This window comes from Planctomycetota bacterium (assembly GCA_026387035.1).
Lineage (GTDB): Bacteria > Planctomycetota > Phycisphaerae > FEN-1346 > FEN-1346 > JAPLMM01.
Genome location: JAPLMM010000304.1, coordinates 1 through 12,219 on the forward strand (window position 1 = coordinate 1; position 12,219 = coordinate 12,219).

11 protein-coding genes, 5 tRNA genes and 1 pseudogene are annotated in these 12,219 nt (G+C 64.8%); 15 read left to right on the plus strand and 2 right to left on the minus strand.

The window, feature by feature from the left end:
- Positions 1-559: 559 nt before the first annotated feature.
- Together NTX40_11445 and NTX40_11450 are read right to left on the minus strand one after the other, a co-directional pair.
- Positions 560-886: a hypothetical protein gene (locus tag NTX40_11445; protein MCX5649688.1), complete on the minus strand. Its 327-nt coding sequence runs from the start codon at positions 884-886 to the stop codon at positions 560-562.
- A gap of 711 nt (positions 887-1,597) precedes the next feature.
- Positions 1,598-3,820, minus strand: a complete 2,223-nt coding sequence (locus NTX40_11450) for a glycoside hydrolase N-terminal domain-containing protein (protein MCX5649689.1) — start codon at positions 3,818-3,820, stop codon at positions 1,598-1,600.
- Positions 3,821-4,028: 208 nt separating this feature from the next.
- Here NTX40_11450 and NTX40_11455 point away from each other — a divergent pair, with 208 nt between their 5' ends.
- The 15 genes and pseudogenes from NTX40_11455 to rpoB form a co-directional block, all read left to right on the plus strand.
- Complete coding sequence (locus NTX40_11455; GenBank protein ID MCX5649690.1) at positions 4,029-4,961, plus strand: hypothetical protein; 933 nt, start codon at positions 4,029-4,031, stop codon at positions 4,959-4,961.
- Between the two features lie 104 nt (positions 4,962-5,065).
- Positions 5,066-5,140, plus strand: a tRNA-Thr gene (locus NTX40_11460).
- Between the two features lie 110 nt (positions 5,141-5,250).
- Positions 5,251-5,335, plus strand: a tRNA-Tyr gene (locus NTX40_11465).
- Positions 5,336-5,452: 117 nt separating this feature from the next.
- Positions 5,453-5,526: transfer RNA gene (locus tag NTX40_11470), tRNA-Gly, on the plus strand.
- Positions 5,527-5,798: 272 nt separating this feature from the next.
- A tRNA-Thr gene (locus tag NTX40_11475) sits at positions 5,799-5,874 on the plus strand.
- Between the two features lie 98 nt (positions 5,875-5,972).
- On the plus strand, positions 5,973-7,187 hold the full coding sequence (tuf, locus tag NTX40_11480) for an elongation factor Tu (protein MCX5649691.1): 1,215 nt from the start codon (positions 5,973-5,975) through the stop codon (positions 7,185-7,187).
- 119 nt (positions 7,188-7,306) lie between these two features.
- On the plus strand, positions 7,307-7,456 hold the full coding sequence (gene rpmG, locus NTX40_11485; protein MCX5649692.1) for a 50S ribosomal protein L33: 150 nt from the start codon (positions 7,307-7,309) through the stop codon (positions 7,454-7,456).
- A 20-nt stretch (positions 7,457-7,476) separates the two neighbouring features.
- A tRNA-Trp gene (locus tag NTX40_11490) sits at positions 7,477-7,553 on the plus strand.
- A gap of 37 nt (positions 7,554-7,590) precedes the next feature.
- Complete coding sequence (secE, locus tag NTX40_11495; protein MCX5649693.1) at positions 7,591-7,992, plus strand: preprotein translocase subunit SecE; 402 nt, start codon at positions 7,591-7,593, stop codon at positions 7,990-7,992.
- A complete protein-coding gene (gene nusG, locus NTX40_11500) occupies positions 7,986-8,552 on the plus strand; it encodes a transcription termination/antitermination protein NusG (GenBank protein ID MCX5649694.1) in 567 nt (188 codons plus the stop codon). Before secE ends, nusG begins: the two co-directional genes overlap by 7 nt.
- 125 nt (positions 8,553-8,677) lie before the next feature.
- Positions 8,678-9,103, plus strand: a pseudogene (gene rplK, locus NTX40_11505) (50S ribosomal protein L11).
- 186 nt (positions 9,104-9,289) lie between these two features.
- Positions 9,290-9,988, plus strand: coding sequence for a 50S ribosomal protein L1 (gene rplA, locus NTX40_11510; protein ID MCX5649695.1), 699 nt, complete (start codon positions 9,290-9,292; stop codon positions 9,986-9,988).
- Between the two features lie 51 nt (positions 9,989-10,039).
- Positions 10,040-10,690, plus strand: coding sequence for a 50S ribosomal protein L10 (gene rplJ, locus NTX40_11515; protein ID MCX5649696.1), 651 nt, complete (start codon positions 10,040-10,042; stop codon positions 10,688-10,690).
- Positions 10,691-10,711: 21 nt separating this feature from the next.
- Positions 10,712-11,116: a 50S ribosomal protein L7/L12 gene (gene rplL, locus NTX40_11520; GenBank protein MCX5649697.1), complete on the plus strand. Its 405-nt coding sequence runs from the start codon at positions 10,712-10,714 to the stop codon at positions 11,114-11,116.
- Between the two features lie 244 nt (positions 11,117-11,360).
- Positions 11,361-12,219 (plus strand): DNA-directed RNA polymerase subunit beta (gene rpoB, locus NTX40_11525; GenBank protein MCX5649698.1); only part of this gene is annotated, 859 nt, incomplete at its 3' end.

A 12,219-nucleotide genomic window follows, 5' to 3' on the forward strand; every position in this document is an offset into this window, starting at 1 on the left:
GCGCTGGATACCGGCGGCGGGCCGGGGGGTTGAGGCCCGCGGCTTGGGCGACGCATTCCGCGGGAGGCCGGCAGGGGCGGCCGTTGGAAACACGGGTGTTTCCGCCCGGGCCGACACGCCCGTTTGGCGAGACCGCGGCAAGGCCGAGGGGGCGCCGGTCGGCCAGGCGGCAAAGTCGTGGGCGGTTGCGGGGTCGGCGGCGCACGCGATGCCTATGGCGCAAGGCAGGGCGGGCGGGCGTACCTCACCTTTCGCCCGCCACGGCGGGTAAACTGCGGTCCCTTCGGCTGGGCTCAGGGTGGGGCGTTGGGGGGGGCGGAGCGCCGCCGGCACAGAGGGGTGGAAACCGCTGGCGCTACCGGGTTTGGTTGACGTTCGGCTCATTGCTGTGGGTCACTTTCCGTTCGGCTCGTTCCGGGCGTCCTGGCGGTCGATCGTTCGGCGAAGCCCGGGTTTCCTTCGCCCCCACACGTTCGATGCGGGGCGGGACGGTTGGAGTCATCCGGAGTTGGGTCGCTCGTCCCGTTCCGTGTGCGTCGGCGGCGTCGCGTCGGCGAAGTCACGGCGTGCCGCGGTAGTTGTGGATGGTCTGGCGCGAGAGGCCGAAGTAGGCGGCGATTTCGCTGGCGCGGTAGAGAGGGCGGGGCGGCTCGACGGTCCCGGGGATTGCGGTCCCTGGACTTTGGGGCCGGTGGGAACGGAGGACGGCCAAGGCGCCGGAGACGTTGAGGGCGTGGTCGCGTGCGCGGTCGGCCTCGTCGGCATCGGGGACGGTTTCGAGTTGGGAGGCGGCCCTCAGGTCGCCGACGGACTCGAGTTGGGCGACGCGGTCGAGGTACTCGCGGATTCTTCGGGCCTTGGAGTCGCGTTCGTTCGGATCAACCATGCGTCCCGTGCCTTAAAAATGATTTTTACGATTCGTAAAAATGCCTTATTCGGGATTCTAGGTCAAGAGAAATCCGGAGTCAAGAGGAAAAATTTTTGCTCGTGGCAGGTGTTTTTAGCGTGTGCCCATTACTGGGGGGTGGCCTGGGTGGAAGGCCCAGGATGTGGGGGGTCTTGGGTGCGAGACTTGAAACTTAAGATTGCGGGAAAGGGTTCGAGGTTCGGGATTGTGAGGGCGGGGATTTGAGATTGGAGATTTCAGAGGGAGGCGGTGGGGGAATGACGAAACCCGAAGAGGGGCGCCAAGGGGCACCGAATTTTCGATTGCCGATTCTCGATTGAAAGACGAAGGGCAAAGGACCGGCCACGGCAGGACATCCCAGGTACGGGTCCATAGGGATCGGCTTTGCTCGGGGCAAGTTTGGGATTTGGGCCGGCCAAGGGCGGGCAGGGCGGGCGCGGGTAAACGGGGCGCGGCTCGAATGGCGTGCGTCCCGCCCCGAAAGGGGTTCCATCATGGACAAGGACAAGCGGGGCGTTTGTTTGCGAGATCGCGTGGTGCAAACAGGGCCACTCTCCCGGCGTGCCGGGATAGTGGCTCAGGGCTTTGAGACGGCAGGAATGGCATCGCCGGGGCGCCCATAGGGGTCTGCGCCATGAAGGAAACATCTGCCCGGGACGGGCGTGCTTCGGTCGGGCCATCGGCCGCCAATTACTGAAGCGAGGCGTTGAGGCGGCGGGCGTCGTAAGGCTTCGGTTTGAGTTCGACAACCTTTTCGCCGTAGCGGACCTTGCAGGGGTTGCCGAGTTTCGAGCGAAGGACCGCTTCGGTCAGTTTGCCGTCCTTCCAGGCGACGTCCACTTCGAATCCGCCGCGGGCGCGGAGGCCTTTGACGCTGCCGGTGGGCCAGGCGTCCGGCAGGGCGGGCAGGAGGTGGACGACGTACATGCCATCCTGCCGGAGATGGCTTTGGAGGAGCATCTCGGCGACGCTGGCCGTGTAGCCGAAGTTGCCGTCAATCTGAAACGGGGGATGGGTGTCCCAGAGGTTCGGGAGGATGTTGCCCTTGAGTTGTTGGCTGAGGATCTCGTGAGCGTGGTTTCCGTCGAGGAAGCGTGCCCAGAAGGAGATCTTCCAGGCCTTGCTCCAACCGGTGCCGCCGTCGCCGCGGGCGTTGAGGGAGACCTTGGCGGCCTCGGCGAGTTTGGGGGTGGTCAAGAGGGAGATCTGGCGTCCCGGGTGGAGGGCGAAGAGATGCGAGACGTGGTGATGCTGATCCTTCGGGTCGTCGATGTCGTCCATCCATTCCTGCAACTGGCCCCATCGGCCGATCTTCGGGACGAAGAGCCGGTCGCGCAAGGACGCAACTTTCCTGCGATAGTCCGCATCGATGCCGAGGGCCTCGGAGGCTTCGATGTAGTTGGTGAAGAGGTCCCAGACGATTTCCTGGTCGTAGGAGACGCCTTGGCCCTCGGGCCCGTGTTCCGGTGACCAGCCGTCGGGCGTGACGAGCGTGCCATCGGGCAGGGCGACGAGGCGGTCCTCCCAGAACTCGCAGACTTCCTTGAGGATGGGATAGGCGATGGTCTTGAGGTACTTGGCGTCGCCGCCGAAGGCATAGTGCTCCCAGAGGTGCTGGCCGTACCAGGCGCTGCCGGGCGGATTCCATCGCCAGCCGGAGCCGCCGTAGATGTTGTTCTCGGTTTGGACGGTCCAGCCGCGGCGGCACTTGTAAAACTTCTGGGTGGCCTTGGCGCGCACCTCGCGCAGAGAGTGAATGTAGGTGAGGAAGGACTCGTGGCACTCGGCGAGGTTGGTGACCTCGGCGGGCCAATAGTTCATCTGGACGTTGATGTTGGAGTGATAGTCGCTGCGCCAGGGGGGCGAGTTGGTGTGGTTCCAGAGTCCCTGGAGGTTCGCGGGGAGAGTGCCGGGACGGGAAGAGGAAATGAGGAGATACCGGCCGAACTGGAACAGCAGCCTTTCGAGGGCCGGGTCGGCGGTGCCTTTCTTGCAAGCGTCGAGGCGTTGGTCGGTGGGGAGGGCGGCCTGAGCGGGGTCGGAGGACCCGAGGTCGAGTGACACGCGGTCGAAGAGGCTGCGGAAGTCGGCGATGTGGTCGGCACGGAGTTTCTCATAGGGTTTCTTGGCGGCGGCATCGAGTTGGCGGGTGATCCGATCGTGCGGGTGGTCGCCGCGCCATCCCTTTTCGTATTGATTGAGGTAGGACGTGCCGGCCGCCAGGAGAACGGTCAGGCCGTCGGCGTTGGAGAACTTGATGGTGTTCTCTTCCGCAGCGAGTTGTCCGCCCTGGTTCAGCACGAGGGCCTGGGCCTCGTAGGCAAGGCCGTTGGCGAGAGCGCCGGAGGAAATGAGGCGGTTCCCGTGGGCGGTGATTTTCGCGTCGTGCATGTCGGTGAGGCGAACGAGGCCCGAGAAACTCGCGGGCTTATCTGCGGTGAAGCGCAGGACGATCACCTGGTCGGGGTTGCTCGCGAAGTACTCCCGCTGGAATGTGATGCCGCCGGCCGTGTAGCCAATGCGGTGGACGGCATCACGGATGTTGAGTTCGCGGCGATAGGTGTCCTTGCCGGAATCGAACGCGGGTCCGGCGAACTCGATGAAAATATCGCCGAAGGCCTGGTACGCGCCCGTGTCGTTCTCGTCGCCGGTCCAGAGACTGTCCTCGTTGAACTGGATCTGTTCCTTGTCGGTGCCGCCGAAGACCATCCCGCCGAGTCGGCCGTTGCCGATGGGGAGGGCTTCCTTCTCCCAGTCCCGTGCGGGAGCGGCATACCAGAGGATGAGGTTGGCGTCCGAGGCGGAGGGTCCTGTTTCCGGTGCTGCGGCAGCAGGGGACGCGAATGCTGCAACGAAGGTCAATGCCACGGTCAGAATGCTTGCGGTTCGGAACGTGAGCGTCCAGAACGTCATTCGGACTCCTTTCGCGCGGATGGCTGGTTGCCCGGGTCTGTCGCGGGGCATTTGCGGTGATATTAACGCGCGGCTCGGGTGGGGCAAGCGGAATTTGCAGGTTGAGCGGCGTATCGGGGAATTGGGTTTGAGGAGGGCAGGGGGCGGTTTATAATGCAATCGCACGTTGGCGGGGCGCCTGTCGGGCGAGAACATTCAGGAGGCGAAGATGATGCGATACGTGGCGAGCGTGGCGCTGGTGGCGGCGGCGATGGTCGGCCGGGCGTGGGCACTGGAGCCGGCGGCGGCGCAGCAAGAGCGGATCGAGGAGATCCGCGGCCTGCTGGCGGGCGGGCGATGCGTCGAGGCGATCGAGGCGGCGAGGCCGTTTGCCGCGAGCGTCAAGGACAAGGGCGTCAAGGTGGAGGCAACGGGCCTATTGGCGACGGCGCTGCGGCGGAACGGGGATTGGGCGTTGGCGGCGAAAGCATACAAGGACCTGGCGGGTCTGGTGGAGAAGGGGTCGGAGGCGCAGATCCGAGCGGAGGCGATGGCGGAGGTGCTGGCGGCGTCGCCGGTGGGCGTGTATCCGCCGCTGAAGAAGGAGGGCGTGGAGGAGAAGCCACGGACGCTCGGGCATGACGACGTGGTGATGGACGCGCTGGCGGCGGTGGGAGAGGCGCGGGCGAAGAAACTGGGGGCGAAGGCGTCTGCGCTGAAGCGGTCGGCGACGCCGGCAGACGTGGTGGCGGCGTTGGAGGAGATGGCGGCGGGGTACCGGGAAGCGCGCGTGCTGGCGCCGCAGATGGGGTACGAGGCGGAGCGGGAGGCGGTGAGGGCGGCGGCGAAGCGTCTGGAGAGCCTCTCGAACGAGGCGACGCCGAAGTTGCGGGAGAAACTGAGCGTGCTGGACCAGGCGGCGGCGGCTCAAGGCGGCCTGAACAGCGGGCAACAGAAAGAGGCGCAGGAGTACAACGACTTGTGCGCGAAGTCAGCGGAGACGGAGAACAAGTTCCGGGACGCGATGAAGGACGTGGGCGGGGCGGGTTGGCCGGAGCGAGCGAAACTAGGGCTGGCGAGCATGGGGCGGAACCGGGAGTACGGGGTTCTGGCGTTGGGATTTCATCGAGTGACGTTGATGCGTCGTGGTTTAGTGCGGTGAGCGCGGGCGGCGGGGTGTTTGTTTGGGCGTGGGGGAGGGGGCGGTGAAAATTTGGGGCGGAGGGGTTGAAAGGTCGATAGAGGATGGTATAGTGAGGCACCGAGGCCGGCGTAGCTCAACGGCAGAGCACCGGTTTTGTAAACCGGGGGTTGGGAGTTCGAGCCTCCCCGCCGGCTCCATCCAACGGGGAACTCGGAACGCGGAATGGGAAGCACGGCCGGGAAGATATCCCCACCTTTCGCCCGCCCCGGCGGGTAAACTGCGTTCAAGGTGGGGCGTTAGGGGTTGTGGGCAGGTGCCCGAGCGGCCAAAGGGAGCAGACTGTAAATCTGCCGGCTTAGCCTACGGAGGTTCGAATCCTCCCCTGCCCACCAGAGAAGCGAGTGACGTAGTAACGGAGGCGGGTCAGGGGGTGAGGTGTTGGCGGAAGCACCGAGGCGAGGGTCGCCTGCGTCACTACGTTACTTCGTCACTGCGTTACCAGTTGTTAAGCGGGTGTAGCTCAATGGTAGAGCATCGGCCTTCCAAGCCGAGTACGTGGGTTCGATCCCCATCACCCGCTCCATGACCTGAGGCTGGGGGGCGATGAAAAATCTCCCTGGGAAAAAAGGGGGATTTTTTTGTTTGACAGGCTCTTGGGAAGGCGTATGATTAGCAATCTGGCTCGGGAAGGGCGTCTGCGCCTATTGCGGGCGGCGGTTCCGAGCAGAGCCGGAGCGAACCGGCCGTTTTGCGTGGCAAAGCGTGCCGGAGTCGGGACGCGGTTGCCGAAGAAGCCCAGCCGGCCGAGTCAAAGGCGCGGGCGCCCTGACGGAAGGGGCGACCCCAGACGGGCAGGCTGCTGTAGCTCAGCCGGTAGAGCGCGTCCTTGGTAAGGACGAGGTCACGGGTTCAAATCCCGTCAGCAGCTCCATTTGATACGAGGTGGTGGAGAAGAGTAGGGGGTCGGCGTCGCGCCGGGCGCGAGGCGATCCCGGGACAGAAGCACCTAGAGCGGAGGCGAGTGGACCAATGGCTAAGGAAGTCTTCCAACGAACGAAGCCCCATGTGAACGTGGGCACGATCGGACACGTGGACCATGGGAAGACGACGCTGACGGCAGCGATGACGAAGGTGATGGAACTGAAGGGTCTATCGAAGTTCCGCTCCTACGACGACATTGCGAAGGCGTCGGAGTCGCAGGGCCGCCGCGACGAGACGAAGATTCTGACGATCGCCACCGCGCACGTGGAATACCAGACGGAGAATCGCCACTACGCGCACGTGGACTGCCCGGGTCACGCGGACTACGTGAAGAACATGATCACGGGAGCGGCCCAGATGGACGGGGCGATCATTGTGGTGGCGGCGGACGACGGCCCGATGCCGCAGACGCGGGAACACATTCTTCTGGCGCGGCAGGTGGGCGTGCCGCGAATCATCGTCTTCATCAACAAGGTGGACCTGCTGAAGGAGGAAGACCTCGAACTGCTGGACGTGATCGAGGACGATGTGCGGGGCCTGTTGAACCAATACCAGTTCCCCGGCGACGAGACGCCGGTGATTAAGGGGACGGCGGTGCAGGCGATGAAGGCTTCGAGCCTGGACGACCCGAGCGTCAAGCCGATCCTCGACCTCTTGAAGGCGATGGACGAGTACATCCCGGTTCCGAAGCGCGACGTCGAGAAGCCGTTCCTGATGCCGGTCGAGGACGTCTTCTCGATCAAGGGCCGGGGGACGGTCGGCACGGGCCGCGTGGATCGCGGGGTGGTGAAGGTGGGCGACGAGGTGGAGATCGTCGGCCTGAGGGAAACGCGCAAGACGACCGTGACGGGCGTCGAGATGTTCAACAAGACGCTGGATCAGGGCCAGGCGGGCGACAACATCGGGGTGCTGTTGCGTGGTGTGGCGAAGGAGGAACTGGAGCGCGGCCAGGTGCTGGCGGCGCCCGGGTCCATTACGCCGCACACCGTGTTCGAGGGCGAGGTGTACGTGTTGAAGAAAGAAGAGGGCGGCCGGCATACGCCGTTCTTCACCGGCTACCGTCCGCAGTTCTATTTCCGGACGACGGACGTGACGGGTTCGATCGAGCTCTTGGGCGGCGCGGAGATGTGCATGCCCGGCGACAACGTGACGATCAAGGCGATGCTGATCACGCCGATTGCGATGGAGCCTGGCCTGCGGTTCGCGATCCGTGAAGGCGGGCGGACGGTCGGCGCCGGCGTCGTGGCGAAGGTGATCGAGTAGTCCGAAGCCAAACGGAGGTTGGGTTCGCCTGTCCGGTGCACCCGAAAGGGGCGCCCGAGTCGTCCGCGGGAAGGATGCGGAAGAACCGGCGCGTCCCTTGCCGTCTAAGGAACGGTGCGATGCGAGAGTACGTGACGCTGGAATGCACGAGTTGCGGAGCCCGCAACTACCGGACGCAGATGGAGACGCGCGGCGAAGCGAAGTTGCGGCTGAAGAAATACTGCCCGCGCGAACGGAAACACACGGAGCACCGGGAGCGGAAGAAGTAGGTTCGAGACTCCGGAGGCGCAGGGGCGTAGCTCCAATTGGTAGAGCGCCGGTCTCCAAAACCGGATGTTGGGGGTTCGAGTCCCTCCGCCCCTGCCACGACCGGGACGGCGCGGACCGGCGAGGAAGAGGCGGCGTGGGGTTTCAACTGTATAAGAGCGGTCAGGGACGTTACCTGCGAGGCGGGACCGGCGTTTCCGCGGCGCTCGTGGACCTCGTGTTTTGCTACTACCTCTGGACGCTGCTGAGCCGGTACTTGGCGGAGAACGCCTACAAGCCATACCTGGAGTACGGCATCCCGGCGGTGGTGTTTGTAGTGTTGGGCGTGGCGGTGTTCTTTTATGTGAATAAGCCGAACGTGGTGGACTTTCTGGTGGCCACCGAGACGGAGATGAAGAAGGTCTCCTGGTCGAGCCGGGCGGAACTGGTGGGCTCGACGGCGGTGGTGATCATAACGGTGTTTGCGCTGGCGCTGTTCATCTACACGGCGGACACGATTTTCATTTACGTCTTTAGGAACGGCCTGAGGCTGTGGTGACGCGCGTCATGGCGAAGAACTGGTACGTGCTGCGGGTGCAGTCAAACAAGGAAGAGACGGTCCGCGAGACCCTCGACCGGAAGGTCAAGATGGAGGGCGCGGAGGACCTGCTCTCGCAGGTCGTCGTGCCGACGGAGAAGGTTTCGACGATGAAGGGCGGCCGGCGGCGTGTGGCGGAACGGAAGTTGTACCCCGGCTATGTGTTCGTCCAGATGGAGATCGAAGCGGACGGGAGCATTCCGGAGAAGTTGTGGTTTCTGATCCGCGAGACGGCGGGCGTGGGCGACTTCATCGGGACGGAAGGCAAGCCCACGGCCATGAAGCCGCACGAAGTGGATAAACTGCTGGGCGAGGTGGAGCGATCGGCCGATGAAACGCCGACCCTCCGCGTCAATTACGCCCAGGGCGACCAGGTGCGGATCAAGCATGGGCCGTTCGAGGACCGCGAGGGAACGGTGGACGAGATGCTGCTGGACAAGGGCCTGGTGCGTGTGATCGTGGAGATTTTCGGCCGGCCGAACCCCGTCGAGTTGGAATACTGGAAAGTCGAGCCGGTGTGACGATTGCGGATTTCGGATTGCGGATTGCGGATTAAAACGACGAAACGGCGCACGGCGCGCCACAGTTAGCCGCCCGCCTTGGCGGGCGCGTATAGAAAGTTGACGGCGACAACGCGAGGCGTTCGATGGCGAAGAAGGTAGTGGTGACGAAGATCAAGTTGCAGTGCCCGGGCGGGCAGGCGACACCGGCCCCGCCGGTGGGTCCTGCGCTGGGCCAGCACGGGGTGAACATCGGCCAGTTCGTTCAGCAGTTCAACGAGCGGACGCGCGACCAGCAGGGGATGATAATCCCGGCCGAGATCACGGTGTATAAGGACCGTTCGTTCGAGTTCATTCTGAAGAGCCCGCCAGCGGCGTCGCTGCTGAAGCAGGCGGCGGGGATCGTCGTCGGGAGCGGCGAGCCGAATAAGACGAAAATCGGCCGAGTGACTTGGGCGCAGGTCCGCGAGATTGCGGAGAAGAAACGCCGCGACCTGAACGCATCGAGCGTGGAAGCGGCGATGCGAATTGTCGAGGGAACCGCCCGCAGCATGGGGATCGAGGTGGTGGAGTCGCTGGAGGGTATTCCTCCGCTTTCCGCCGCTGAGGCGTCGGAGAGCGACACCGTCGCGGCGGGCTCCAAGGTTGCGGCTAAGACGAGCGCCGGCCCCGTAGGGGGCCGATCGGACAAGGCCTGACGGCCGGCGCCCCCCTTTGTGGGACCCGCATGAGGCGGGGCTTGGACCACGGAGGCAACCATGCCAAAACACGGGAAGCGTTTTCGAGCCGCCCAGGCCGTCGTCACCCAGGACGCCTATTCGCTGCGGGACGCGGTGGCGCTGTTGAAACAGATGCCGCAGACCAAGTTCGACCAGAGCGTCGAACTGCATCTGAAGATGGGGATCGACCCGAAACAGTCGGACCAGAACGTGCGGGGCTCGATCAGCCTGCCGGCGGGTCTGGGCCGGAGCCGGCGAGTCATCGCGTTCTGCCCGGTCGAGCAGGTGGAGGAGGCGAAGAAGGCAGGGGCCGTCGAGGCGGGGATTGACGACCTGGTGGAGAAGATCCAGGGCGGGTGGATGGATTTCGACGTGGCGGTGGCGCACCCGCAGGTGATGAGCAAGGTGGCGAAACTGGGACGGGTGCTCGGCCCGCAGGGCAAGATGCCGACGCCGAAGGCCGGCACCGTCGGCACGGACGTGCCGAAACTTGTCGCCGAGTACCAGGCGGGCAAACTGGAGTATCGGAACGACAGCGGCGGCAACATCCACGCGATCGTCGGGAAGATGAGTTTCGAGGTGGACGCGATCGTGCGGAACGTCGAGACGCTGATCGAGCACATTCGCCGCGCCAAGCCGGCGTCGGCGAAGGGGCAGTACTTCCAGAAAGCAACCCTCAGCGCGACTATGATGCCGGGCCTGCCGATGGACATGAAGACGCTGCCCATCGGCGTGTAGGCGGCGCGCGGACAGCGAAGCGAAGAGCGAGACTGAACGATGAGTCGTCCAATGAAAGAAATGATCGTCGCGGAATACGAAAAGCGATTCCGTGACGTGTCGGAGATGGCGGTGGTCGGCACGTCGGGGATCGACGTGGTGCGGATGACGGTGCTGCGCAACACGCTCCGCGCCAAAGGCATCCAGGCGATGGTGGTGAAGAATCGCCTGTGCCGACGGGCGCTGGGGACGCTGGGCCTCGAAGGGGCGACGGCCCTGCTGCGGGGCCCGAGCGCGCTGGTGTGGGGCGGCTCTGGGCTCGTCGAGATCGCCAAAACGATCGTCCAGGAAGCCAGGACGCTGACGGAACTCCAGATCCGCGGCGGGTACAGCGCGGGCCAGGTGCTGTCGGGAGCCGAACTGGACGCGCTGGCGCGACTGCCGGGGCGAGAAGAACTCATCGCCCAGGTGATTGGAAAGGTGCTGGGCCAGGCCAGCCGCGTCGTGGCCCTGGCGACGGCGCCGGCGGGCCGGCTGCTCGGCCAGGTCCGCGTACTCCGGGAGCGCGCCGCCCCGGCCGCCGAACCGGAGGCCCGGGCCGCGGACGAACCTGCGAAAGAGGAAACCGGAAAAGCCGGTGGGACGGAACCCCCGGGAAGCGCAGCGGATGCGCCCGGCCAAGACAAACCGTCGGATACGGGAACGGAATCCAGCAAGCAGTAACAAGGAGCGGAGGCACGAAGCATGGCACAAGAATCGGCAGAACGGACCTGGAGCAAGAAGGTGACGACACTCGGCGACGGGATCGTCGGCCTGACGGTGCTCGAGGCCAAGGAACTGGGCGACTACCTGGAAGAGGCGCACGGGATCAAGGCGGCGGCGCCGGCGGCGGTGGCGATGCCGATGGCGGCGGCAGCCGCACCGGCGGAGGAGGAGAAGACGGCCTTCGACGTCGTCCTGGTGTCGTGCGGCGACAAGAAGATCCCTGTCGTGCGGGCCCTTCGGGACATCACGAACCTGGGCCTCAAGGAGGCCAAGGAACTCGTCGAGAGCGCGCCGAAGGCGGTCCGCGAAGGCGTCTCCAAACAGGAAGCCGAGGACATCAAGAAGAAGTTGGAAGAAGCCGGCGCCACGGTGGAATTGAAGTAAGGTGGCGCTCGCCGCCCCACGAGCCGCCCGCCGCTGGCGGGCGGTCACCTGACCGGGTGCGCTCGTGCTTCGTAGCGAAGTAGCACTCTCTTCTCCGCCCTGCGTAGCGGGCTACGCAGAGCAGGGTCGCTACTTCGCAGAGTAGCATCGGATGCCCGCGGGCTGACGTCCGGGGCTCGAACGGCGCGCGAGAGCCGAGTGGCGCGCTCTCGCGCAAGTATGAACCATTAGCGAGGTGATCGCGATGGAACAACGATACTTCGGCCGCGCAAGCGAAATCCTGGCGATCCCCGACCTGGTGGAGATCGAGACCCGGAAGTACCAGGAGTTTCTCCAACTGTCCGCAGCCCCGGCGAAGCGCCGAAACAGCGGCCTGGAAATGGTGCTGCGCGAAGTGTTCCCGATCACGAGTTACGATGAGTCCATGCGTCTGGACTACCTATCGTACCGCCTCGGCCGGCCGCGATACACCCCGGACCAGTGCCGGGCCCTGCGCCTGACGTACGGCATGCCGTTCCGCATCACGGTCCGCCTGTCGGGCCAGGCGTATCCCGAGCCGATCGAGGAAGAGGTGTACGTCGGCGAAATCCCGATCATGATGGGCGGCGGGGAGTTCATTATCAACGGGGCGGAGCGCGTGATCGTGAGCCAACTGCACCGCTCTCCCGGCGTGGACTTCTCGATGGAACTGGAGGCGGGAGACCGCCGCCTCCATTCGTGCCGAATCATCCCGGAACGCGGTTCGTGGATCGAGACGAACGTCTCGAAGAAAGACGTGCTCCAGATGCGGATCGACCAGTCCTCGAAGATCCCGGTGACGGCTTTTCTGCGGGCAATGGATGCGAAGTACTCGGATACCGAGACGATCATCCGCCTCATCTACGAGACGAAGCGCCTCTTGCTGTCGCAGGAGAAGCGCGGGACGCCGGTCCAGGACATGTACGTCGTCTCGCCGGTCGTCTCGAAGGAGACGGGCGAGATCCTGCTGGAGGCGGGCGAGCGCGTCGGCGAAAAGTGGGAGCATATCCGCAACTCGTCCATCAAGCAACTGGACGTCGTGGACGACTCGCAGTGCGACCCCCTGATCCTGAACACGATTCAGG